26 protein-coding genes and 1 pseudogene are annotated in these 24,445 nt (G+C 39.4%); 2 read left to right on the top strand and 25 right to left on the bottom strand.

Annotation, left to right across the window (positions count from 1 at the left end):
- Positions 1 to 12: 12 nt before the first annotated feature.
- The 7 genes from JOC95_RS07340 to JOC95_RS07370 form a co-directional block, all read right to left on the bottom strand.
- Positions 13 to 717: a hypothetical protein gene (locus JOC95_RS07340; protein ID WP_204414823.1), complete on the bottom strand. Its 705-nt coding sequence runs from the start codon at positions 715 to 717 to the stop codon at positions 13 to 15.
- A gap of 396 nt (positions 718 to 1,113) precedes the next feature.
- On the bottom strand, positions 1,114 to 1,632 hold the full coding sequence (locus tag JOC95_RS07345; RefSeq protein WP_204414825.1) for a DinB family protein: 519 nt from the start codon (positions 1,630 to 1,632) through the stop codon (positions 1,114 to 1,116).
- A gap of 111 nt (positions 1,633 to 1,743) precedes the next feature.
- Positions 1,744 to 2,085 (bottom strand): IDEAL domain-containing protein, encoded by a 342-nt coding sequence (locus tag JOC95_RS07350; protein ID WP_204415504.1) that lies wholly within the window; start codon positions 2,083 to 2,085, stop codon positions 1,744 to 1,746.
- Positions 2,086 to 2,160: 75 nt separating this feature from the next.
- Positions 2,161 to 2,583, bottom strand: a complete 423-nt coding sequence (locus tag JOC95_RS07355; protein ID WP_204414827.1) for an RrF2 family transcriptional regulator — start codon at positions 2,581 to 2,583, stop codon at positions 2,161 to 2,163.
- Positions 2,584 to 2,687: 104 nt separating this feature from the next.
- Positions 2,688 to 3,098 carry a transcriptional regulator SpxA gene (spxA, locus tag JOC95_RS07360; protein ID WP_204414829.1) on the bottom strand — a complete coding sequence of 137 codons (411 nt, stop codon included), beginning with the start codon at positions 3,096 to 3,098 and terminating at the stop codon, positions 2,688 to 2,690.
- A 151-nt stretch (positions 3,099 to 3,249) separates the two neighbouring features.
- Positions 3,250 to 3,921, bottom strand: a complete 672-nt coding sequence (locus tag JOC95_RS07365) for an HAD family hydrolase (RefSeq protein ID WP_204414831.1) — start codon at positions 3,919 to 3,921, stop codon at positions 3,250 to 3,252.
- A 94-nt stretch (positions 3,922 to 4,015) separates the two neighbouring features.
- Positions 4,016 to 4,405, bottom strand: coding sequence for a hypothetical protein (locus JOC95_RS07370; protein WP_204414833.1), 390 nt, complete (start codon positions 4,403 to 4,405; stop codon positions 4,016 to 4,018).
- A gap of 231 nt (positions 4,406 to 4,636) precedes the next feature.
- Here JOC95_RS07370 and JOC95_RS07375 point away from each other — a divergent pair, with 231 nt between their 5' ends.
- Positions 4,637 to 5,176, top strand: coding sequence for a hypothetical protein (locus JOC95_RS07375; RefSeq protein ID WP_204414835.1), 540 nt, complete (start codon positions 4,637 to 4,639; stop codon positions 5,174 to 5,176).
- Between the two features lie 52 nt (positions 5,177 to 5,228).
- Here the strand turns inward: JOC95_RS07375 and rarD are convergent, their stop codons facing one another.
- From rarD to JOC95_RS07460, 17 genes and pseudogenes are all read right to left on the bottom strand, one after another.
- Entirely contained in the window at positions 5,229 to 6,158 is a 930-nt protein-coding gene (gene rarD / locus JOC95_RS07380) for an EamA family transporter RarD (protein ID WP_204414837.1), read from the bottom strand.
- Positions 6,159 to 6,323: 165 nt separating this feature from the next.
- A complete protein-coding gene (locus JOC95_RS07385; RefSeq protein WP_204414839.1) occupies positions 6,324 to 10,388 on the bottom strand; it encodes a S8 family serine peptidase in 4,065 nt (1,354 codons plus the stop codon).
- 394 nt (positions 10,389 to 10,782) lie between these two features.
- Positions 10,783 to 11,331: a GNAT family N-acetyltransferase gene (locus JOC95_RS07390; protein WP_419096229.1), complete on the bottom strand. Its 549-nt coding sequence runs from the start codon at positions 11,329 to 11,331 to the stop codon at positions 10,783 to 10,785.
- A gap of 43 nt (positions 11,332 to 11,374) precedes the next feature.
- Complete coding sequence (locus tag JOC95_RS07395; RefSeq protein WP_239582773.1) at positions 11,375 to 12,319, bottom strand: LCP family protein; 945 nt, start codon at positions 12,317 to 12,319, stop codon at positions 11,375 to 11,377.
- A gap of 72 nt (positions 12,320 to 12,391) precedes the next feature.
- Complete coding sequence (locus JOC95_RS07400) at positions 12,392 to 12,865, bottom strand: hypothetical protein (protein ID WP_204414843.1); 474 nt, start codon at positions 12,863 to 12,865, stop codon at positions 12,392 to 12,394.
- 43 nt (positions 12,866 to 12,908) lie between these two features.
- Positions 12,909 to 13,361: a hypothetical protein gene (locus JOC95_RS07405; protein ID WP_204414845.1), complete on the bottom strand. Its 453-nt coding sequence runs from the start codon at positions 13,359 to 13,361 to the stop codon at positions 12,909 to 12,911.
- 11 nt (positions 13,362 to 13,372) lie between these two features.
- Positions 13,373 to 13,587, bottom strand: a pseudogene (locus JOC95_RS07410) (DUF6366 family protein).
- 270 nt (positions 13,588 to 13,857) lie between these two features.
- Positions 13,858 to 14,172 carry a hypothetical protein gene (locus JOC95_RS07415; protein WP_204414847.1) on the bottom strand — a complete coding sequence of 105 codons (315 nt, stop codon included), beginning with the start codon at positions 14,170 to 14,172 and terminating at the stop codon, positions 13,858 to 13,860.
- A 53-nt stretch (positions 14,173 to 14,225) separates the two neighbouring features.
- Complete coding sequence (locus JOC95_RS07420; protein WP_204414849.1) at positions 14,226 to 14,615, bottom strand: hypothetical protein; 390 nt, start codon at positions 14,613 to 14,615, stop codon at positions 14,226 to 14,228.
- Positions 14,616 to 14,670: 55 nt separating this feature from the next.
- On the bottom strand, positions 14,671 to 15,114 hold the full coding sequence (locus JOC95_RS07425) for a DUF4830 domain-containing protein (protein WP_204414850.1): 444 nt from the start codon (positions 15,112 to 15,114) through the stop codon (positions 14,671 to 14,673).
- 46 nt (positions 15,115 to 15,160) lie between these two features.
- Positions 15,161 to 15,688 (bottom strand): hypothetical protein, encoded by a 528-nt coding sequence (locus JOC95_RS07430; protein ID WP_204414851.1) that lies wholly within the window; start codon positions 15,686 to 15,688, stop codon positions 15,161 to 15,163.
- A gap of 155 nt (positions 15,689 to 15,843) precedes the next feature.
- The gene (gene shc, locus JOC95_RS07435; RefSeq protein ID WP_204414852.1) at positions 15,844 to 17,733 is read right to left on the bottom strand and encodes a squalene--hopene cyclase; all 1,890 of its coding nucleotides are present in this window, start codon (positions 17,731 to 17,733) and stop codon (positions 15,844 to 15,846) included.
- A 187-nt stretch (positions 17,734 to 17,920) separates the two neighbouring features.
- Positions 17,921 to 18,682: a helix-turn-helix domain-containing protein gene (locus JOC95_RS07440; protein WP_204414853.1), complete on the bottom strand. Its 762-nt coding sequence runs from the start codon at positions 18,680 to 18,682 to the stop codon at positions 17,921 to 17,923.
- 22 nt (positions 18,683 to 18,704) lie between these two features.
- Positions 18,705 to 19,532 carry a VOC family protein gene (locus JOC95_RS07445; RefSeq protein ID WP_204414854.1) on the bottom strand — a complete coding sequence of 276 codons (828 nt, stop codon included), beginning with the start codon at positions 19,530 to 19,532 and terminating at the stop codon, positions 18,705 to 18,707.
- 74 nt (positions 19,533 to 19,606) lie between these two features.
- Entirely contained in the window at positions 19,607 to 20,068 is a 462-nt protein-coding gene (locus JOC95_RS07450) for a hypothetical protein (protein WP_204414855.1), read from the bottom strand.
- Positions 20,069 to 20,223: 155 nt separating this feature from the next.
- Entirely contained in the window at positions 20,224 to 20,847 is a 624-nt protein-coding gene (locus JOC95_RS07455) for a class I SAM-dependent methyltransferase (RefSeq protein WP_204414857.1), read from the bottom strand.
- Positions 20,848 to 21,020: 173 nt separating this feature from the next.
- Complete coding sequence (locus JOC95_RS07460; RefSeq protein WP_204414859.1) at positions 21,021 to 22,466, bottom strand: spore germination protein; 1,446 nt, start codon at positions 22,464 to 22,466, stop codon at positions 21,021 to 21,023.
- Between the two features lie 114 nt (positions 22,467 to 22,580).
- Here JOC95_RS07460 and JOC95_RS07465 point away from each other — a divergent pair, with 114 nt between their 5' ends.
- Positions 22,581 to 23,489, top strand: coding sequence for a 3-hydroxyacyl-CoA dehydrogenase (locus JOC95_RS07465; RefSeq protein ID WP_338083079.1), 909 nt, complete (start codon positions 22,581 to 22,583; stop codon positions 23,487 to 23,489).
- Between the two features lie 61 nt (positions 23,490 to 23,550).
- On the opposite strand, the gene JOC95_RS07470 is transcribed toward JOC95_RS07465, so the two are convergent.
- Positions 23,551 to 24,402 carry a metallophosphoesterase gene (locus JOC95_RS07470; RefSeq protein WP_239582774.1) on the bottom strand — a complete coding sequence of 284 codons (852 nt, stop codon included), beginning with the start codon at positions 24,400 to 24,402 and terminating at the stop codon, positions 23,551 to 23,553.
- Positions 24,403 to 24,445: the final 43 nt, after the last annotated feature.

A 24,445-nucleotide genomic window follows, 5' to 3' on the forward strand; every position in this document is an offset into this window, starting at 1 on the left:
TTTCGATAACATTTAAATTTGCTGCTTCCCTCTTTTCCTCTTAAAATACCAAACAAGTAATCCAAGGGGTAGGATTGAAGCAGCATAGGGATACCAGGTTTGCCCTTTGCTTGTGGAAGAGTAGTTCGGGTTTTTCTTCAAATAGTCTTGCAGATATTCCATTTCCCCCAAAACTTCGGGGGAAATTTCGTCCATATTCACAACATCGGGATTAAGGTTCTCTTCCCAATAGATGATATTCAGAGGAATAATCGCTTTAGGAGTGATGGGATGAAAATAACCGTCACGCTCCTCAAGGAAAAACAAGATATCCTCGACTTCGGTATTTAGTTCCTCTTCCATTGACTGAATCATCTCATCCAATAGATAGTCAGATGAACGGTAGCGGAATTCTGCTTCTGAATCAGCGCTTTCCCCTTTAATTCCTGGGGTGGTCACCAGCACTGAATCACCTTCGGACTCGCCTTTCAAGTAGGAGGTAACATCAATCTTCCAATCAGTAAAACCTAAATAGATATCTTCTTCGACTTCAGTTTCTTCCACTTTTTGCGTTCGTTCTTCGAAAGCGCCGTTAATTTTCCCGACAATTATCAGGTCTGCCTGCTCAACCATTGTTTCGAAAGGAATATCTTCATATAAGGCGGCATTAGCTTGAGGGATGAGGAGAACCAGAAAGCAGAGCAGGAAGGTAATTGTTTTTTTGTACAAAGAATTCATTCTGTTTCTCCTTTTTCCTATGATTATTTTCGTCGCTTTGGTATAAAAAGGGTGTATAACACAATTCTAACATATATTTCCTTTGCGGAACCTAATTTTTTGAGACTGCACGTGATGGGAGGGTTGGCGGGTTTTGTCGAATAATGCGTTTTATCAATATCCGCCCTGTTTTCATTGATAAAATTAGATTTTCATTGATATATGGAAATTCTCATTGATATCGCCTACAGAATCGTTGATATATCAAAATTTTCATTGATATAGGAATTTCCTCTTCCACACAAAGTAAAAAACCCGCCATTTTTGCCGGGTTTAACACTTCTGAATGCCTCTTCTCATAGCCTATTGGCCACATTATTGCATTTCACTATTAAAACGAACAATCCTAAGTAAATTTTACGCTTCATTTACTCCTTGTAACCGTAGTTTCTCCACTAATTCTTCCTTCTGCCGCAGGTGATGGCGAAAATGCATACCAACGAGAGCGTACCATTCCCGAGCATTGAGCCAGCCGAATCCACCATGTTGCACTTTATTGTTCGGGTTAACGTCATCTAATTTAGTTTTCGACCGTTCCATCCTCTGCATGACCTCGTCGATCCTACTCATAAGCTTTTCTATTGAATCTGAATTATTCGGCGGTTCATTCAGTTCGTCCGGGAGTTTAATTTTGATCGGTGGGAATCCTCCATTTTCAAAAAGGCGCTTTCCAAATTCCGTTTTTCCGAGCGGTTGTTCTTCCTCTGTTGCTGCACAAGCCTCCATATTATCGAGGTACTCTTGGGCAACGAGAATAAGATGGTCGTACATTTGACCGATTGACCAAACTCCTTCTAACGAAATATGCCTCAGTTGTTCCAAGGAATAGTTTTGCAGTTCGTTTTTGTATGCTTCAATTAGTTTTAATTCATTCATTTTATTAGCCTTCCCTCCTTTACCCTTAATCGATTGCCGTGACCATCTTTTAATAAGATTCAACAAAAAGAGCGTTAACCCTTTATGGATTAACGCTCCCTGCTAATTATTCTATTTAGTTAAATGAACTCCCTCAGCCAACTGGCGCATGGAGTTCAACTTGGAAGATAGCTCAAGAAACCATTCTTCATCCCCTGTAGACAAAGCCAAGTCAATTTGGAAGAGGATTTGTTCTCTGTTAGTCACCATAGAATCCGGCAGTTTTTTTACACGTTTGCTTAACATTTGAATGGTTTTTCCAACGGTTTCTTTATTGTCACTGTTAACAACGGTGACGTTCACTGCCCCGTCAAAAAGCGGTGATTCGATGTAACCGATCACCAATTCTCCGTCGCGTGATTCTCCCTTAATCCAATCACCTGTTTTTATGATGGAAGCATTATTAGACAACATCATATTCACCTTCTCTAAATTGTGGATTCTGTAACTTTTTTTATTACATTTAAAATAAGAAAAAGCACACTTATTTTAACAGCCGCTTTGTTCTTCATTGACAAGATTGACTATTTCCTTGATTGTATAGTCCTTTAAATATTCCCCAAGGTATTTTTCAGCACCTATGAATATGGAGAACAAGACTTTATGCATATTTGCACCGACAATGCACCGCTCGTTTGATTCAGGGCATTTCGGCTGAAGCGCGCCTTCTGAAGTAATGTTATATATGTCAAAGAGGTTTACGTCACATAATTCCAATGCAAAGATAAACCCTCCACCAGTGCCTTCTTTTGATTTGATGATTCCATGTTTTTTTAACAAGCTTAGCACTTTACGAATGCGTACTGGATGGACTCCTGCACTCTCAGCGATGGCATCACTGGTTGACATCCGGTCCGGCTGAAGTGCCAGAAGAGTTAAACTGTGAACGGCAAGGGTAAAATCACTGTTCATGACCTGCCTCCTAAGAAATGAAAACTATACTGTATTTTATAAGATTATATGCTACTAAAAATCGTGTCAAGAAAAGTGGTCATGATCTTGGTTAGTCCTGTTCCCTAATTATTGACCACGTTTTTCAGTGTTCCATCCGGTTTTATGCTGACAAATGTACGAAGCTTACGCGGGAGGAAACTGCGAATTTCTTCCTCGTTGTAGCCAACCTGCAATCTCTTTTCATCCTGGATGATCGGTCTGCGCAGCATTTGCGGATTGTTCTTGATCAACTCATATAATTCTTTAAGCGGTAGAGCTTCGATATTCACATTCAACTTCTGAAATGTTTTTGATTTGGTTGAAATAATCTCATCCGTACCGTCTTCTGTCATTCGCAGAATTGATTTAATTTCATCGATCGTAAGCGGATCGGATAATATGTTTCTTTCCACGTAATCGATATGATGTTCTTCCAGCCATGCTTTTGCTTTTCGGCAAGAAGTACAGCTTGGCGTAGTATATAAAATGACCATATATTTACACACTCCCAGTAAAATTTATAAAATGAAATAAAAAAAATTACAGTTTGGTATAAAAATTAAGTTACCATGGTGAATGATAACCTTCTCTTACTGTAATTTTAATAGTTACAGTATCAAAAGTCAATTGCATCTAACAAATAAATCAATTTTTTTTATTTAATTCTTTAATGATGAATGGTATCTCCGCCAGATCGTCCACGCTAAAATCCGCTTCAATATCGTGCCGTAAATTGTCCCTTTTCCAAATACCTTTCATTCCAATCTTTTGAGCAGCTTTCACATCGTTCTCAGGGTGATCTCCGATAAATACTGCTTCATCGGGTGAAAGGTGAAGTTTCTTTAGTGCGCGTTGGAATATTTGCGGATCTGGCTTCTTTAATCCTTCCCATTCGGATACTAAAATAAGGTCCATATACGTTTCGATTCCCAACGCCTTCACGTTTTCCATCTGAAACTGCCCATAACCATTTGTGATGATCCCGAGAAGGAGATTGTTGCTTTTCAATTCATCCAACATATTTATCAGATGGAGAAAAGGAACACAGTGGTTCTTAAACTCTTGGATGTAATCCTCCAGCAGATCTTCCCAAGCCATCTTTATCCCAAATTCCACCACCAACTGCTGGTACACCTTATCCTTCCAAACATACCCGCGGCTATCCAATTCTATGAATCTGTGCATATACCTTTCTTTTTCGATATGACCCACCCATTCGAATAAGCGGTCATATTGTCTGTCAATGAACAAGTCCACTGATTTCTCTCTATTCAGAAGTGTCCCATCCAGGTCGAACAAAGCGGCTTTTATCCCCATAGAATACACGCTCCATATAAAAAAGCGTCAACCCTTTGGATCAACGCAATCATCTTTTCTTTTATCATCAGCGTAAATTTAATGGTGTGAAATGTCAATGCGCCCTATATACCCGATCCTGCACAAAGATATATTTTTCTTCGTCCAGTTTTTTAATGGAGTATATGATCGACCCTTTTCTTGCTATTGTAGCTTCCCCATTTTTCAACTGGTATTCGGGATTATTGCTTTCCTTACTTTCGATTACTGTAAAAGTGATGGTCCCAAGCTCCTCACCCAGATCATTCTCTGTAATCTCAGCTGTCTTTTCATCATCGAGCTGATATTTCACATCATTCCAAACCACCACATCCGCCCAATCAACCGAGGTATGTGAGACATTGTCAACGAGTAGTCCTTCTTCGTCAGTACCCTGCTCATCGATGGAACATCCGATTAAAAGTATTAATAACCCGACCGCTATTATTGAAAGGAAGTTTTTCATACTCTTGCCCCTTTATTGGTATTATTCCGCTAACCTCAAACTAATTTATGGCATATAATTTTACAATTCTCTTTTCAATATTATCTTTATTATCTTTTCCTGTTATCTCGTACATATTAAAGATATCTTAAAGACGCTAAATTCCTTTAACGAAATTCTATATTTTACCTTTTTATCAACTTGATGTGATATGATATTATTGATTAAAATTTATAGGAAAGGATGGTTAGTATGGAAAATGAATTGCTGAAACAAATCCTGCAAGGGATTAATGAATTGAAAACAGATGTGCATGATTTAAAAGCAGATGTTTCGGTTTTAAAAACAGATGTTTCGGTTTTAAAAACAGATGTTTCGGTTTTAAAAACAGATGTTTCGATTTTAAAAACAGACGTTTCGAATTTAAAAACAGACGGTATTGAAATTAAAACTGATATTAGCCGTTTAAAGGAAGGCCAAACTAGTTTACAGCAAAACCAAGTTAGTCTTCAGCAAGGTCTAGCTAGTCTACAGCAAAGTCAAGTTAGTCTTCAGCAAGGTCTAGCTAGTCTACAGCAAAGTCAAGAGAGTTTACAACAGGGTCAAACAAGACTCGAGCAAGATTTTGCTGCATTTAGACTAGAATACAGAAAAGACATGCAAAGAATAGACGTAAGACTCAAAGGAACAAATGAAAGATTGGATTCTTTCAAATTTGATACAGATCTATTAATCGAAAAAGAAGCAAAGTTAGAGTTTAGAGTAAACAATCTTGAAAAGAATTTAAAATAACCTTCTATTTATCCTTCGATTTTCCTTTCACTTTCCTTAAGCCGATGTTCCATTAAGCACTCTTTCTCGACAAAACAGCCCTTTTCATACGCAGACCCTTCGTCAATGTCAAAGTATATAAAACCAACGCAAGCCAGATACATGTAAACGCAACGAGGTGCACAGCAGTGAATGGTTCATGGAATAGATAGACACCAATGATCAGTTTGATGGTCGGTGCGATGTATTGCAGCAGTCCGATCATGGAAAGTGGGATGCGCCTTGCCCCGCTAGCAAAAAGCAGCAACGGAATGGCTGTCACCACGCCGGCTCCGAGTAGCAAGAACGTGACACTTACACTTTCTCCTAAAGCTCCCCCGCCATTTACATGAACAACAGTTAAAAACATCAGGGCAAAAGGGGTGATAAGCAGCGTCTCAATGGCCAAGCCGACTAATGCTCCAAGCTGGACCATCTTTTTGATCAAGCCGTAAAAAGCGAAGCTGACGGCAAGCATGATGGCAACCCATGGAAACGATCCGAAGTTCACAGTCAATACCAGTACACCTATTCCCGCTAGGATAATAGAAAGAGTCTGCAGAACAGACAGTTTTTCTTTTAGCACGATGACAGCCAAAAGAATGCTCACTAGCGGATTGATGTAATACCCCAAGCTCGCCTCAATGATGCGATCCTCATTTACGGCCCATATGTACAGTCCCCAGTTGATGCTGATGAACACGGATGCACAGGCAACACCGATAAATCTCTTCCGATTCCTTACAAGTGCCTTGAGTTCCATGAAAAAGCTCGAAAACTTTCTTAGCAAGAGTAATATCACTAACATGAATAATAGCGACCATACAACCCGGTGCGCCAAAATCTCACTTGCCGGTACATCATCTACCAATTTCCAGATTAACGGGAGGATCCCCCATAACATATAGGATAATGCTGCAAACGCAATCCCTAGACCGAGCTCTTTATTTGATGATTGATTCATGGAAGCGACCTCTTTTTCTCATTGTATTTGTACCTAGTTTAGAGGGGCTTCACGAATTTTGCAACGGAAATCTTTCGACTTGCGAAGAATAATTGTGTTGAATGATAAAGAAGCAGGCATCCCATTCCGAGAGGCCTGCTCCTTACTCACGTGTTATAGATTCCTTTAGTTCACATTCAGGCTCGCTAGGATATCTTCTAACGTTCTTCCATTATGAACATCCGTCGGCTCAGGTGGATTGACAGCAGTTTTGTTTACTAACAAGTAGTTGTCCACTACATACTGCATGTCCGTTCCGTTCACAGATTGATCAAAGTTAATATCTGCAGAACGATAGTTGGTACCCCAATGCTCTTCGATTAACAGTGCATCATAAATGTCAATTACTCCGTCATCATTCACATCACCCGGTGTCATTTCCACAACGTTCAATTCCGAATTCCATTGTGCAATGACATTCCCCTGGTCATCTGGAAACCCTACATTGAATGACCTGGTATACGTAAAGTGACCAGGTAATTTTGCCACCAGCTGCATTTCTTCTAATGTCACAGGCAGCTTTTCCACGTAAAGCTGGCTAGTCGTTCTGATTGTGGCATCATGATGTGTTCCTTTATGATCTAAAACATAGACTTCTGCACCAATGTTGGAAGCATTCAACCCAGGCCTCCATCCAGGTCTGCCTTCTCTTTGAAGTGCCTTTGGCGGATTAATACTCCCTGAAATCTTGGAATAGATTGGCGTAATACGAAGCGGTGCATAACTTGATGGCATGGTGATGGATTGCCCCTCCGCGTTCAGGTAGCTTGCTTGGGAATTACTGAAATGAGCATATAAACCATATGTGTCATCTTTTACTTTCAGGGTAATTTCTGCAATAGCTTCATCACCTGACATACTTCCATTACCTACTTCAACTTCCACACCTAATCTGTCAGTAGAGGAATTGACGGAACTTGTACTTATTTTTACCGTGCTATCTTCAATAAGTACCTTTGCATCCAATACTTCAATAGAATTTTTATTAAAATTAAAAAGGGCATTCCATTTCTTCGCTTCAGAAACATTATTGGCAGTCAGGGTCATCTTTACAGTGTCCCCACCTTTAACATACTTGTTATCCAGTGAGCCATATAGGTAAGGAGTACCTTCTTCCACCAGTGTGTAAAATTTGTAATCTCCACCTACTCCAGCAGAGTTATATCCATAGAGCTCCACATTTGCACTCTTAAGAGAAGGATTGATAGGCATATTGTATTCAAAACTTCCATCGGCATTGACATAAAAACCGCTTGAATAGATTTGACTATTATATTTTTCCATAATAAAATTCTGTGATTGATCAATGTCTACACCTAATGCTTTATAAGATTCATAGGTTTGATCTATCAGACTTCCTTTAATGGTATAGGAGGTCATTCCCTTTTGATATTCTATGAACCCTTCTTCTGTTTCTGTCTGGAACGATGGCCCTGTAAAGTCAATGAAGGTATGGTCGACAAGCTCATATGTGATGCCTTCCATATCTGTGGAGATCAATTTCACTTTATAATGTCCTGGTCCACGTTTGACATTCACCCACTCAGAAGCGATCGGATTTTCCGGATTTCCGGTAAAAGGGTAGTACCTTCCATCAAAAACACCGCCAACGTAGTAATCTGTATCCTCATATATTCCCCGAGCATTCATTTGCCCCAAGAACCCAAGCTCCTCGCCGGTTTTCCCGTCTAACAGGATAAAGTCCAGTGTCTCCATTGCGGATTTGATGCTGAATGAAACTCCTGTGGCGGAAGGAACGAATGGGTGATAAAATTCAAAATTTTTGGTGATGGCTTTTGGATTTGTTTTCATGTAGTGCATCCCTTTTTCCACAACCACTACTGCGAAAGGAATTCTGTAAGCTTCCGAAGTATCCTTTTTATTCGTAAGCGTTATAAATCCTTCATAGGTTCCTGGTTGTGCATGTGCTGGAACGCTTATCCCCATATTGGTGACCCTTGATTGCTTCATAGGAACCGTGACCACTTTAGCCATTTGTAATGCTACCCCATTTTCTGCAGCATCATTTGAACCTCTGATTCCTACTTGAAACTCTGATGTTACTTCAAAGGTTTTTGGTCTGTTTCCATTATTGGCGATAGATACTGCACGCTCTACGCTACGATTCTCCCCTTCTAACAACACCGGTCCGAAATTTAACGCACCAGATTTGGAGCGAACCTCGACTTTTTCCCCGTTCATGAAAGTAACAGCAGGATTATCTACCATCATTTCCACTTCATTATTCAAAGCTTTTAAAGGATTAACTTGTCCGCTTCCCGCTTCAAACACACTATATTGCTTGTTCAGCGGATCGGCTGTATTCATTAAAATCGTTTTGATTTGTTCTGGTGTATATTCACTGTTCTTATCCAATAATAGAGCTGCTAGACCGGCAGCGTAAGGAGATGCCATGGATGTCCCGGAATAACGCTTGTACGCGATGTCGTAATTATTCAAATGATCTTTTCCGTTCATATAAGCTGGTATGGTTGAGAGAATCTGCTCACCGGGTGCAGTAACTTCAGGCTTGATTTCATAGTGCAGCCTGGATGGTCCGCGAGAACTGAAATCCGTTAAATTCCCTCCATCCATGCTGTGCTCGTCCAAATTGTTGAAAGTTATCGATAATTCTTCATTAGCAAGCCTTCCTTTTAACATTTCGCCATCTACCTTTGTAAGAGAGAAGGTCGGGATGTAGGTCACTGTTTCCCCCAGATAGTGCGGGATGTGTCCTTGTTCCTCCATATTGTTATAGATGAGGATTGCTTGAGCCCCTTTATTTTTTGCCAGGGTTATTTTTTGATCAAACGATGTAACTCCCCTTGAAATAAGAACGGCTTTTCCTTCTACTTGTTTTCCCGTATAGTCAGCTGGTTGACCCAGCCCTACATCAATAATCGAAAGCGTTTCTCCTTCAAGGTTCTGGATCGGCGCCATGATGTTTAAAGCCATCGCGCGTAAATCAACTTGTGAATCTCCCACCACTCCGTCAAAAGTAGGCACTGTGATGGAGGTATTGTTCGCCCCGACTGTCAGCCCCAATGACGCAGTACCTGGTGAACCAAGCGTACGCATTTCACTGCCTGAGTTTCCTGCAGCCACTACAGAAGTAACACCAGCTAGAACAGCATTGTTTACAGCAATGGACGTCGGGTAGAATGGATCGTTTATACTTGCACCTAGCGAAAGGTTTATTATATCCATTCCGTCTTGTACCGAACGATCAACAGCCGCTATAATGTGGCTTCCCATCCCTGTTCCATAAGGACCAAGTACTCGATACCCATATAGTTCCACGTCAGGGGAGATTCCTGTCACGGCATATTCACTTTCATTTTTCCCTTGACCTGCAATGATTCCTGCTACATGTGTCCCGTGTGCAGTATAATACGTATTGCCTGACATAACTTCCGCACGACCTGATTGTTTCCAGTCTTCATAGGTGGTTTCCATCGGATCCTCATCATTATCGACAAAATCAAATCCGCCTTTGTAAGCATCCTTCAGGTCCGGATGATGATAATCAATTCCCGTATCAATCACTGCCACTTTAACCCCTTCTCCTGTGAAGCCTTCTTCATGAAGAGCTTGGACATCTACAGCAGGAGAAACAACCAATTGTTCCTTCTTCTCATCATTTACAATCGGAGTAATGACTTGTACTTTCTTATCACTCCAGATAGTCTTCACTTCTTTTGATTCAAGTAGGGATTCTACCTGATCTGCTGGCAAAGTCATGGAAACGCCATTGAAAGCATGTTTGAATTCATGGTTGACAACTAGATGGAGAGATTTGCTTTTTGCTATATTCCTTATTGCTTCTACGTCCTTTTTGAAATTGGCATGGGCCGTATCGACCTTCTTTTTCGCTTCGGAAAGCGTTAGCGATTTCCCTTCTGCTTTGCTTAAAGTAACTGCGGATGCAGCAGGCAATTCGTTAAACTGTACAATTACATCAACATGTTGATTCTGTGATAGATCAATCGATGGGTCGAGATGCAAACCTGTTTGTTCCGAGGTTTGGAGAACATGAAGTGCCTCCCTCTCTGATGTGGTTAAGTCGGAAAGAATCTTCACTGCATCAACCTGATTAGTTGTTGCATGTGCAGGCAAACCTTGGCTTATTGGTGAGAATAGTAGAATGATAGCAAAAACTGTGAGTACTGCTTTTTTCATGGTTCGATACATTATCAGTCATCCCCTTATTTTCCATTCGAAGAATATGAAACATTGCACTTAATCTTTAGATTGGCAAACGGCTTGTCCTCCTTGTTCTTATCATCTTTCAGAAAATTAAAATAAGTGCGTTTCAAAAGTTATTCTAGCACGGAAAATGCCCGTCGTATCTTGGGTTATTTCAATCTTATTCAACCTGAACTTTTTACCTGAAAAAATAAGGATGGGGCAAAAACGAAGAAAGATTTATCCTTTTTTCATAGTCATCTGAATTTTAATAGTGTCTTTATTCCTATATAAATGGGGACAAAAAAAGCTGCATCCTCCAATATCATGGATGGATACAGCTTTTTTTGATTTTAGGAAATGTGGTATTTTTTTAACGGGAAGCAGGATGGTGTCTATTCTACTCTTCCCTGAACCTAGCCATCAAAAGAGTATTGTAAAACTTGCCGTCAGAGAGCAATTTATCTTTCTTCAAAATGCCTTCCACTTCAAAACCGAATCGTTTATAAAGGGTTACAGCCTTTTCATTTATTTCGAGAACACTTAATGCCATTTTTTCAATTCCATTAGTGTCCGCCCAATTGATTGATTCCGCCAAAAAGCTTTTCCCTATGCTATATCCCCAGTACTCTTTAAGGACGCACACTCCGAATTCTACCTTATGGGAAGCCCTTTTCAACATACTACCTTCACATCTGCAAAATCCTGCGATTTTACCATTTACCTCGGCTACCAGAAAGATATTATTTATTTTTTCTGAGTCTGCTTTAATGATCTTTTTAAAACCAGCCTCATCAATATATGCTTCTCCCTGCACGCGATCCATGTTCTCTGTTTCTCCATCAATCTGCAGCCTCACTTCTGACAAGTTCTTGGCATCCTTTTCAGTAGCAGACCTGATTTCATAATTTAAACCACGGAAAGTATATTCCATTGGACTTACATTCAAATTGACACCCCCAAACCCGTAGGCTAAAAGCTTTGCCTAGCCTCTATTCACCCAAAAATTCCTGAATGGCTGTCTTGTTCGTTTCAATATCAGTCGCAAGCACAAGACCGGCATGGTCATATCGCTCATCAGTGAATGTGCCGTCCATTGGTATTCTCAGTGACTCCATCTCACTCTTATTTTCAAAAAGGACGCTTGGTCCAATTTTAATGAGAAGGGAGTTTTCCATATTTGTTTTGATATATGGCATAGCAGTGCCCATTATTTTTGGCAGCTTCACCACAGTGTTCAATTCCGAAAACTCATTGCTTAACACCTTCAGCACTTCCTGCTGCCTCCGCACTCTCCCGAAATCACTTTCCGAATCCTGCCTGAACCGTACATAATCCAGAAGCTCAGCGCCATTCAATGTTTGCTTGCCAGCCGTGAGTGCATGGTCGATTCCTTTTGACATATCTTTTTCCACATCGATTTCCACGCCGTCTGGAAACGCCACATCCACGACCTTAGAAAAGCTTTGGAAGTCCACAATCGCATAGTAATGCAGGTCGACACCAAAATTGTGCTCGATTGTTTTTCTTAATAACTCCACTCCACCGATAGCATGGGCGGCATTGATTTTATTGGAATCATGACCCGGTATCTCCACATAGGTATCGCGCATGATGGAGACAAGCTTCGTATCCTTTGTCTTTTCATCATACTGGGCAATCATGATCGTATCCGTCCTGGATTGCTCCTCTCCCCTTGCATCAATCCCCAACATAAGGACGTTATATTTCTCCTCCGTCACCTCGACCGGATTGAACTCGATCGGTTCATCATCGAGAATCGAATCATCCTTTGAATTTTCAAATGCGCTTTTGTACTGCAAATATCCATAAGTAAAAACCGCTGCAATTAGAAGCAATGGAACAAAAATCAGGGAAAGAATGATATATTTCTTCTTATTACTGCCCCTTCTTTGACTTCTTGTCATATTGGTCATAATCATACCTTATCTTTCAAAATTTGATTATTCAGAAACAGGTTAACAAAAACTAGAAATAAATACAAATATTTATAGATACCCTGAACTGCGCTTGGCTTCCTCCCTGATGATGAAAAGTACATCCTCTTCCACTACATCCATTGATTCTTCATCATATTGAAGTCTATCGATCATTTCGCTGATTTTATACCATTCCATTAAATCGTCCGGATAATCCAGCTCTGTTGCCACAATCAGAAATATCTCCCTTGCCAAGGCAAAAATATGGGCATGGCTATCGGCCTTCATAATTTCTCCTGCCAAAAATCCGATATAACCCCGTACACATTCCGAAAAACACGGTCCTTCTATCACCAACTCATCCAACGCTCTCTTGAAATATGCTTCCACTTCAAAAATATTTTCCCTATTAGAAAAGGAGGAGAGGATGGAAAGTGACGGTGAGGAGATGTTATTTTCTAAAAAATGGTGGGACCAGCGGATGTAATCGCTTGTGGTAACGTTATTCTTATTTATTTTATAGAATAGTGCCGGGGTTTTCATGTAATTGAATCCCTCCTTAGGTGTTTTATCATGTTAGTTAAAATTACATGTCAAAAGGTTCCCCTTCAAAATAAACGGTCTTCACCTTTTCGAGTTTCGACTTTTCTATTGTAAATACAAATGATTTTAGGAAACCAATATCATCACAGCCATCTCCATCTCCATCAGGAGCGGTTTCTATGGTTAGCTTGGTTCCATCTTCACTTAGTTCAAACCTTTCTATATTCATTGGACATGAGTTTTCCATTGTATGAGCAATTAGGATAGCAGATTCATCAAAGTCAATATCAGGTTGGTTCTCATTAAAGTTGAAGTCGCTCCATAAGTGCTCGAACTCCTTTGCTGTATACGCTATTTCTATTGCTCTTTCACCTGCCACGGGACCTTTTGGACCGGTTTGCTCGTCGTGTATCAGACTTCCGCTAACAAACTTGCTGCTACATCCTATTAGAGAGAATACTAGCAATATCAAAACTGTTAGATTTTTCAACTTCATTCTCTCATCCCTCAATCCATTAGAAATGATGCAATGACATATCCAACTATGAAAAGTACTATAAGAATTCCTGTGCCCTTCCAACCTAGGCTTCCCACCAGACAAGTCCACCCGTGCTCGCCCTGTTAAGAGAGTCATTAAAATTCCCTCCAGGACTCTTCTTTAATTCTTCCTGTCTTAAACGCTCTCTTAATCTTTCAGGAGTTTCCTTTTCTTTGCTCACCATACCACCGCCCTCAGTTAAAATAGCCACTCCACATGGATGTTGCTCAAGATCTAATAAACTCAACTAAAAACGGAAGAATTGCCAATACAATTGCACTTTGGCAAAAAGTCAGGATAATGTCTTTCTTCCATGTAGTGCTTTTAGGATACCGGTTCGTAACTCGTTGGAATACGAGGAAAATTACCCACCAGAACAGCAAAGTATATATGACGGAACTGACACTTTCGTAATACATTGTCCATCGCCCTTTCTATAATACGATCTCTTTCTTTACGATCCTGGTTGTTTTTGCATAAACTCCTCTTCCATGATTTCTCTCTTATCCGAAACAAGAAGTGACTGGAATCCTTTAAATAATTCCTGTATCTTTGCTTCTTCATTCACTAGCTTCATACTTTTATAGTATTCCTCTTCGTTCTCGTATCTGGAAATCTCCAGCCATTTTGTAGGATCCGCTTTGCTATTGAGATAAGTTGTTTGAGAGGTGATGTACTTGAGGTAAATTTCTGAAGCTTTTTGCTGAATCTCAAAATACTCTTTCACCTTATCCTGTTGAATATGATACTGGTAAATCTTAACAAACATGCACATTCCCCCATTTAGCTCCAGTAATTATGATATAGCCGACTTTTTTGAACTCAGCTCAGAATATCCTTTAAGATATCAACTTGCTCTTTCGTTACATGATAATAGTTATTTTCATTTCGTTTCAAGGTGGCTGTACCGTCATCCTTGTACCATATGTAAGCGCCTATTTCAGAGTAGTTTTCCTCTGGTTTATCCAGTGTGAAAAAAACATCTGCTAATTCACTCTCACTTTTTGGATTTTCTATACGCTCTAGATTTTCAACAACCGTCCTTAGTTGGCTTATTTTCTCCTGATCTGTTACTTCTGAATAAAACGTTACCCCTTCCACTCCCTTCTCATCTATCGGAGTGGCAATTCGAATAATTTCCTTTGTTGAACAGGCAAATAGAAGTGAAGATATCATAATAAAACAAAATACTAATATACTATTTTTGTTCATTCTAATTCTCTCCTTCATTGAGCACCGTTAATTTCGGCTGCTTATTCCCATATGACTAATACAAAATCCCATCACTTCTCAACCGCTCCTTATCTTCCAAGGAGAATATTCCTGGAGACCAGTCTTCCAGATGACCGTGACCGCCGATGATGATTCCTTCCACTTCATAGATGGAAATGTACATGTTGTTTCCATCAAAGATTGAGGCGTTCTCTCCTTTTTTTTGTTTTTCCTTCAACAAGTATCTCGTTACTTTTATTTCCTTGTTCTTATATTCTTCCAGGTCTAAACCCGCCTCTTTGTACATTTGGAGAGTCTCTGGAAAATAATCGTTCAAATCAATTATTTCCTCATTTTCCATAGCTCTAATATGCCAGCCATAAGAATCCAGGTATTTTTTATGTTCTTCTGGAAAGTCTCCCTCATAAAAAAGACCTCCAAATAAAAACATACATCCAATCAGAATAAGCAACGAAATCAGCCAGCCTCTCAATCTCATCCGAATACCCCCATGCTAAAGCGATAAAATTTTCATTTACATCATTCTAACTACAACACGCCGACGCGGCTGTCACATCCTTTTCTTTTATCAGCACATTGTTTTCGTCATCCAATTTATAACTGATCCCTGCCTTTTCCAGTCGTGTAATGAGTGCCTCTCTTAGTTGAATATTGTCCATTCTTTCAGCCCAGATTACGTAACTGTCCTTGTCCTTCAAAAGAATGATTTCCTTTGCTTCCACTTGTCTTTGATCATTTTTTCCTATCTTCGTTTCTTTATTGAATAGTACGTTTACTACTGTATTTTCTTGAAAGCTCTCTAGAGTTAAATTGTTCCCATCCTCATCGGTCAGTTTGGTCTGCTCGCTGACTGTTACTTCACAATGATACATAATGGCTTCCTGGTTGCTCGCCCAAAATGGCTTTTCGAATGCAGTTGAGCAGTCTACAAGCAGAGAATCGATCTGTATCTCTTGTACAGAAACTCTTTCAAGACTATTTAGCGTCGTACTGGCTTGACAACAAACAAAAAATATAGGGATAAGAACAAGTAATACAAGATTTCGTTTCATGGATACCTCCCTATTAGGCTTTTCAATAACATTTCAACCCTTAATCCAATTATTTCAAAATAACCAAATATTCTCAATCTTTTTCTAATCAATACAAAAAAAACACATTCTGGTCAGAATGTGTTGATATCCATTTACTGCTCTTAGTCTTATCATTACTCCCGCCCATATTTATTCCTGTAATGGCTAAGTGCCTGCAAAGGCCAAATATGCCTATAACTGTGGTAGTGAATATAGTAGCTTCCTGGAATACCTGCACCTGTCGGATACACGGCAGTCCAATCGTCCTTTTCCAGTAAGTGTGTAAGTGTCCTGATCCCTTTTTCTATTTGAGGCGTTGGTTGATCCGACACAGAGATAAGCGCATCCAGTGCCCAGGCAGTTTGAGATGGTGTGCTATGATGCAAAGGAATGTACCGCTTCTGTATGTCACTTTCGCAGGACTCGCCCCATCCTCCATCTGGGTTTTGGATGGAGAGCAACCAATTAACAGCGCGGCTTATGATGGATTCTGTGGAGGGGACTCCAATCGCTATAAGACCGGTTATGGCTGCCCAAGTGCCATAGATATAACAAATCCCCCAACGGCCATACCAGGAGCCGTTCTTTTCTTGGTTGTGTTTGAGCCATTCCTTTGCTTGATGAAGCGGCTTTGAGTCATGCGGTATCGTTGTATATTCACCAAGGAAGTTTAAGGTCCTTCCAGTCAAATCCGCGGTGGATGGATCAAATAGCACTCTATCCTCGTATCGAAAAGGAATCAAAGGTAAAAGGTAATTATCTGTATTTTTTTCAAAAGCGGACCAGCCGCCATCTTGATTCTGCATCGACATAACCCACTCCACCCCTTTGTTCCAGGCATCCCGGAAACTTTCATTCGTTTGGGCGAAGGCGGTAATTACCCGTAAGGCCGCGGTTGTGTCATCAATATCCGGGATCAACGTGTTGATATCGGAAAAGCCCCATCCACCCGGCTCAATACCTGGATTCTTTATCGACCAGTCCCCATATTTATGTTGCTGTCTAGAAAGGATGTAATGGCCGGCTTTTTGAAGTGATTTGTGCTGGAGAGGAACCCCTGCATTGGACAATGCGGCTGTCAATAAAGCAGTATCCCATACAGTTGATGGAGAATTTTGCACAAAGGTAGTACCGTCTGTAGATGCTGTGCAAATATAGGATTTCATCCCTTGAAAGGCATTCATTATATAGGGATGATTTTTGCTGTATCCGAGTGCAAGAAATGCGAAAACCATAAAGAAGCTTGAGCTGAAGTAGCTACTTAAGGTCCCATTTTCTTCTATTCTATCTATCATGTATTTTTCAGCTTGAGAGTAGGATTTTTCCCTTAGGACATCAGGGGTGTCAGCCAGTTTTTCCATTGCATGCGTCACAAAATGTTGAAGCATTTCCATTCCCTCTAAAGGTCGAGAGTCATCGACCTCTTCAAGTAAGTAGGATATGTTTGGAGTCTGCGGTGTTTGAAAGGAAGCATCCTTGTTACTGCAGATAATAATCGGCACCCAGTGAGCCCTTGCATACCCTACTAAATGATAGATATTAATTGGAAACCATTTAGGCAGTAGCATGATTTCAATCGGAACACTTTTTACGATACTTGGCCACTCTATTCTACCAGTCAAAGACAGCATCATTTTGGTGAGCCAGTCACTTTGTAACAGTCCACCCTTATTCTTTATAAAATTTTCCGCCATGCGCATAGTGCTTTCTTCACGATCTGCGTAGCCAGAGTATAGCAAGGAAAAGTAGCCCTCTATCGTTGCACTTAGATTTCCATCAGCCTCATCTTCATACACTTTCCAGTATCCGTTTTCTGTTTGTTTCCCCTTTATCCGTTCAACGAGCCTTTTCACCAAACCCTCTTCATCCTTAATCTCTAAAACTCTGATAAGGATGATCATATAGGCATCTGTCATGATGTTTCCCTCAAAACAAAAGTTCCAAGTTCCGTTATCCGACTGTTCGCTTAACAAATAATTAGTCATCTTGCTTATTTTTTCGTTGACGATATCCATTGTTTTCATACTTTCCTCCAAAATGGGTTATTTAGTTTAACTTATGTGCATTTATCCATTTTAGAAGAATGCCGATGACGAATTGACACGCCGGTGTCCAACAAAAATAACCATACAGAACAAACTGCATGGCTATTTCTAATAGCATAGACTACTCTACCAATTTTATTTTTTGACTTCTTAATAACACACCGATTTAATTCACTAATGGAATTAGATAATCGAAGGTATCTGATTCTATACTCGCGTACCTCTCGATTTTTATCCCAGCAGGTTGAAAACCGTAGCGGATGACTACCTGGATGTAGGAAAAGCAAAGAAAGGCATCATCTGCCCGGCAATCCTGCATGACAGCAAATAGGGTGGGAGGAACCTTTTCAAATCGGATGTTTTCAATGTTCTTCAATCGGGTGCTGTAACTCACCTCAAAGCCTACCTCCCCGATGATCTTATCTCCGTCAACCTTCTCGTTCCTTAGATATACCTGCTCTGAACATGGAATTCCTTGTTCCACTAATAGGCGTTTCGCTTCTAAAAAATGCTCTCGAAAAGGGTAAGCACTTCTTTCTGACTCAAATCTCTGCCATACAAATAACTTTTCGTTCTCCCACTTTGATAGCATAAGAGTTTGAGTGTTTTCTGCCTTCATCCCTCCTACATACTTCCGTGCAGCATGGAGGGATTCCAACCTTTTATCCAGATCATTTTTCCAACTATCCAGAATCATTTTCTTCTCATGCTCACTAGCTTCGGTATAGTGCCTTATATCCTGTATCGCGATATCAGCCTTTCTCAGAGAATCGATCATCTTCGCCAAGTGAATCTGTTCTATCGAATAAACCCTGTACCCATTATCCGAACGGGAGGAGGGCTTCAGCAGCCCCTTTTTATCATAGAATCTTAGTTTACTTGGAGGCAATCCTGTCCTTTTTGAAAATTCCTGTATGGTAAGTTCCATATATTCCACCACTCTAGTTCGTTTATCTAGCTACATACGACCAAACATTAATCCGGTTATGATCCTGATCATAAAAATGGAACCCTGCCCAGCCCTTAAAGGGATCTCCGGCAATTTCCGATGGCTTGATCCCGTTTTGAATCAGTTTATTGTATTCATCAAAGAAATCTTCCGGCCTGATATCATAATAGGTCCTGGCTTTATTATCATTCGGCTTTTCTACAGGGCCATCTGTACTCTTTACCAACCAAATATGTTCCCAGAATTGTTCATTCAGGACATTTCTGTCATAGGCATCCTCGGTCCGCATGTGGGCAAATCCAATTTCCTCATCCACCTCGACGATTTCAAATCCAAGGTTCCTTGCATACCATTCGGCAGAAAACTTTGGATCCTTTACATGAACAATCGTATTAACACTTCCGAAGCCGATGATTCCTGAAGCCGGGTAATCTCTATCGTCACCATTTCTCTCTTCCTCCACTAAGGTCAACCTCGTATGGTCAAAGGCAAAGATGTCACAGTACTTTTGACCATTCGGTAATACACGGATATCCGATGATTTTACTTGTTGGCCTGATAGATAATGTAGTGTCTCATCAAGATTATATGTAACAAATACGAGCTTAACGTTCCCTTCAGTTTCGTGCGATTGCAAGTGTTCATAATCACCTTCAAAGGATTTGATCGTAACCATCCCGGTTCTTGGCATCTTCATAAAACTCTTTCGACCGACCCAGGTGGTTATCTGATCCATACACTCCCACCCCAATACTTCCTGATACCATTGAACACCTTCCTCATACTTATCGGGATCCACCATAATAAATCCCCCATCCCATCTGAACATTCTAACCACTCCTTGATTTTCTATTTACATTTTCAGGATAAAGGTTAAACCTAGTTTAAGGTCAATGGATAATTTCACTTTTTTGAAAAAGAAGCGTTTCTACTGGTTACTTTCTTTTTAACTATTAAAATTAAGAGAGATAGTATGACAATAGTTAACCCTCCACCTATAACCAAATGAATAGGATTATATTTTCCTCCGGCATACTCACCATCCCAATCAGCCTTTATATATTTACCAGCGTCTTCAACAGCTATTGCAGTATCTGTACTAACTCCTTTAATGGAAAAATACTTAGTCCCTTTTTTATAGGCATTAGAAAAATTCCCATAATAGGTGCCTTCCTTATCCGAATACTTTGTTACATGTCCTATTTCTTTATCAATCTCGGTTACGTATTCATCGCTGATTACATAAATATCTCCTTCATAGACCACAAATGAATATGCCCAGCTAGCAAACTGCTTACTAGGTAACGAAAAACAAAAAACAACGACCAATAATAATATCAAGCTGAGTGATTGATTAAATTTCATTCAGTACCTCCATGTTCATAAAAATCGAGTAACTCACTAATACTGATTATTCCAAATTAAACCAAATAACTCAATGCATAATTTCATAAAAGAAAGGAGCTTACCTCGTTTCAGATAAGCTCCCAATAGTGAACTAAACTAATAAAGTTAATCTATTACTTAATTCCCCTAACCGCAACAGTATGATATCCTCTTGAATCTGGGCCTCTGACTAAAGAAACTTCTTTAAATCCTGCATTCTTCATATTAGGTATAATATGTTTTTCTGTAATCCCTTTTATTCCTTCCCAAACTTCATCATTTTTCCCGTCAGAAAAAGTAAGGATTACAACTCCTTCAGACTTTAAGACCCTAAAGATTTCGGATAATGTCGCAGCTATATCTGTCCAAAAATAAATAGTTTGGATACTGAAGACCGTGTTGAAAGTTTCATTCTGCAAGGGCAAAATGTTGAGATTAGCTTGTATCAGTTTTACTCTCTTTTCATTTATTGCCTTTTTATTTCTGACTCTTGCTGATCGAATCATAGTCGGAGAAAGGTCCAACCCTACTATTTCTTCGGCTAAGCCCTTTTCTGAAATCAATCTGATTGCGTATCCTGCACCGCACCCCAATTCTAAAATCCTGTCACCCTTTTTAACATCCATTAGCTCCAACGAAAAGTTCGTTTCAACCTTGTGCTGCCTTACCATTTTTTCACCTATATATGTACCAATTATTCCTTTAGGAGTTTGATAATGACGATCAATAAATTCTTTTGTTGTTTTAAGGAAACCCATATAAATCTCCCCTTTAAAAGGCTATAACCATATAATTCGACAAAGTTTGATATACACCTGTCTTTAAATTATTTATGGATATTTAAAAATGTCGGAGTAATAGAGTGTTTTTTACACGAAAAAACGAGCACTATTAAGCGCTCGTTTTGGAGTCTTCATCTATTTTCACCATGTTAATTATTTTCTTCGGTATAGGTATGCTTGCTGTTGGTAAGTTTCTGCAAATCTTCTCTATATAATGTATCTTTCAATTCCTCCATCTTAAATGGAATTAATGGGGAAAGATAAGGAACACCTACTGATTTTAGGCTCACCATATAAATTATTTGAAGGGTTGTAGCTATAATTAACCCGGTAAAACCAAAAAAATTTGCAATAATCAAAAATAATATTCTTAAAGTGTTATCAACTACTACCAGTCCTCTGTTTGCCCCTAAGAAACTTGAAAGAGTTGTGATTCCTATCACGATTAGACTGACTGGGTGGATTAATTTTGCCGTAACCGCTGTTTCTCCAATAACAATTGTTCCAATTAATGACACCAAAATCACTGCCGTTTGCGGAAGACGGAACGAAACATCAACTAGTATTCTTATCAAAAATATTAGAATGATCATTTCCCAAAAGGTCGGCAACAGCTCATCCTTAGAAATGATGGCTTCTGAAATCTTTTTTGGCAGATCATCTTTGTGAAAATTGGCTATCGCTATATAAACAGCAGGCAGATATACTCCCATAAAAAATGCGAACATTCTCATGGCCCGGCTAGTAAGCCTGCCCAATGAGATGTGATATTCATCAGGTGCCTGAAGAAATTCGACAAATAGAGCTGGTGTCAAGATGGCGAAAGGGTAGCCATCAACAATAACGGCTACTCTTCCTTCAAATAAGGAAGAGACCACTCCGTCAATCCTTTCTGAATGTCTTATTCGTGGAAAAATAGACCTTGGCTTTCCCTCTAACACATCCTCCAGTACTCTTTCACTGAGGACATACTTTAACCTTAAACTTTTTATTCTCTTTTTAACTTCTTTTAATATTCCTTTATCCACAATACCTTCTATGTATAAGATAGAAACTGATGTTGGGGAAATCGAGCCCAACTCTATTGTATCTACACAAAAATCGGGAGTTTTTAATGAACTTCTTATCAGATTGATATTTGTTTTCATTTTTTCAGTTAATCCAATTTGGGAACCTCTTGCGGTACGTTCTCCTAGTGTTGCTTCGATACTTCTTTCCGCCCACTTAGGAGATGGAATGATGACCCCTTGTTGATACTCGTCTATCAGTAAAACAGTACTCCCCTGTACGATGGCATCGGTCAACTCTTTATACTGATTAGTGGTCTTCACTTCAGCCGATTCAATGACTCTTCCCAGTATTTGATCTATGAGTGATTCCTTCATACCTACAGTCTTGAATGGTTCCAATAAAGGCTTGACCACATGCTCCTGAATAAGCTCTATATCAATAATCCCGTCCAGATAGACAACGGCCATTTCGGCTGAACCTTTGAAGCCCACCTTCATTTTCCTTACGATAAGGTCAGAAGTATGGTGAAAAGAATTTTCGATATTTTTGATATTTTCTTCAAGGCATTTTTCTATGTTAGGCATTATACTACCTCCCTTAAAGGTAGTATTAGGAAATGTCAAAATACTATACTTTTTAACTGAATCAGTGCGTGCAGTTTGGGGACTACTATATAGGAAAGAATCACGTTGTTAACAATAGGGGGAATATATATGAATTTTAAAAACATTACGGTTGCTGGTGGCGGAGTTTTAGGAAGTCAAATTGCATTCCAAGCTGCTTTTAAAGGATTTGAAGTATCCTTATACGATATCAACGAAAACGCATTAAAAATGACGGATACCCGCTTCAAAAATTACATGGAACGGTATAAAGAGGATATCGGAGCTACGCAAGAAGAATTGGAAGATGCATATAACCGTTTAACGCTATATACTGACTTGGAAAAAGCAGTTGAAAATGCAGATTTAATGATCGAAGCGGTTCCTGAATTGGTAGAAATAAAAAAAGATTTTTATCAAAAATTAGCGAAAGTTGCACCAGAAAAGACTATTTTTGCATCTAACACTTCAACCTTGCTGCCAAGTCAGTTCGCTGAATTTACAGGTAGACCTGAAAAATTCTTAGCATTGCATTTCGCTAATGAAATTTGGAAATTCAATGTTGCAGAAATCATGAAACACCCTGGAACAAAAGAAGAAATCTTTCAAGACTTGATCGATTTTGCAAAAGCAATTGGAATGGTGCCAATTCCGATCCATAAAGAACAACCAGGATATGTAATGAATTCACTTATCATTCCGTTTTTATTCGCAGCCCAAAATTTACTTGTAAACGGAGTTTCGGATCCGGAGTCGATTGACAAAACATGGATGCTCACATCAGGAGCGCCATTTGGACCTTTCGCATGGCTAGATATCATTGGAATTAATACTGTCTATAATGTTGCCATTAATATGGGAGAACAAGGTAATAAAGAAAGCGATAGAGTAGCGGATTATCTGAAAAGAGAATTTATCGATAAAGGAAAACTAGGAAAGCAATCTGGTGAAGGATTCTATAAATATCCAAATCCGAAATATCTAGATCAGGATTTCTTAAAATAATTCAATAAAAAATCACATCCATTCGGATGTGATTTTCTGATTTCAAAGGTTCATTAGTTATTCATGGTGTCTTTAATGTTAATACAACTATTTCCGGTCGATTAAAGATTCTCAAAGGAATTATACTATTGCCGAGACCTCTGTTAACAATCATAGCGGTGTTTTCAGAAACGTGCTTGCCTGCAGTGAATTTCGGAAACAAGCCCTGGTTAGGAGCAATCAATCCCCCGACAAAAGGCATTCTAAACTGTCCGCCGTGAGCGTGTCCAGATAGAACTACATCAATGCTGTATTTAGAATAAAGGCTGAACAACTCTGGCCGATGGGATAAAAGGATGTTAAATCTGCCTTCTCCTACCCCTTCCATTGCATTTATGATAGCTTCCTCTGTGATACTTCTTTCATCAATTCCATCTCCGGCAAGTGCAGGGTCATCAATTCCGATAATTTGAATGCTTTCGTTACCTAAGGTAATTGAATCTGCTGTATTTCTCATTACTTTTACACCTATATCAAGTAAGCTCTCTTCCAATGAGCTGAACTTCCCAGACCACCATTCGTGATTACCAGTTACAAAATAAACCGGAGCGATTTGAATCAATTCCTTCATCAATGTCAGACTGGTTTCCTTATTATATTTCTTCGAATCCACTAGATCACCTGTAAATACAATTAGATTAGGGTTAACTTCACTTACTTTTTGAACTATCACATCTTGATTTTCCCCGTAGGATTTACTATGAAGGTCCGATAATTGCACGATTTTATAACCATCAAAACTTGCTGGAACTCTATCTGTATTAATTGAGATATCTGTAGTCTCAATCCAATTATTTTGAAAATAAAAAAAGAAAATCAGTGAAATTATTGTAGCAAAAAATATTAACAATCTCTTCTTTCTCTGCTTTTTCAAAGCCACACCTCTTTTTGGTTTTACTATGTCTCTCTGATGTAAT

Origin of the sequence: Sutcliffiella tianshenii (genome assembly GCF_016908565.1) — a bacterium.
Taxonomy (GTDB): domain Bacteria; phylum Bacillota; class Bacilli; order Bacillales; family Bacillaceae_I; genus Sutcliffiella_A; species Sutcliffiella_A tianshenii.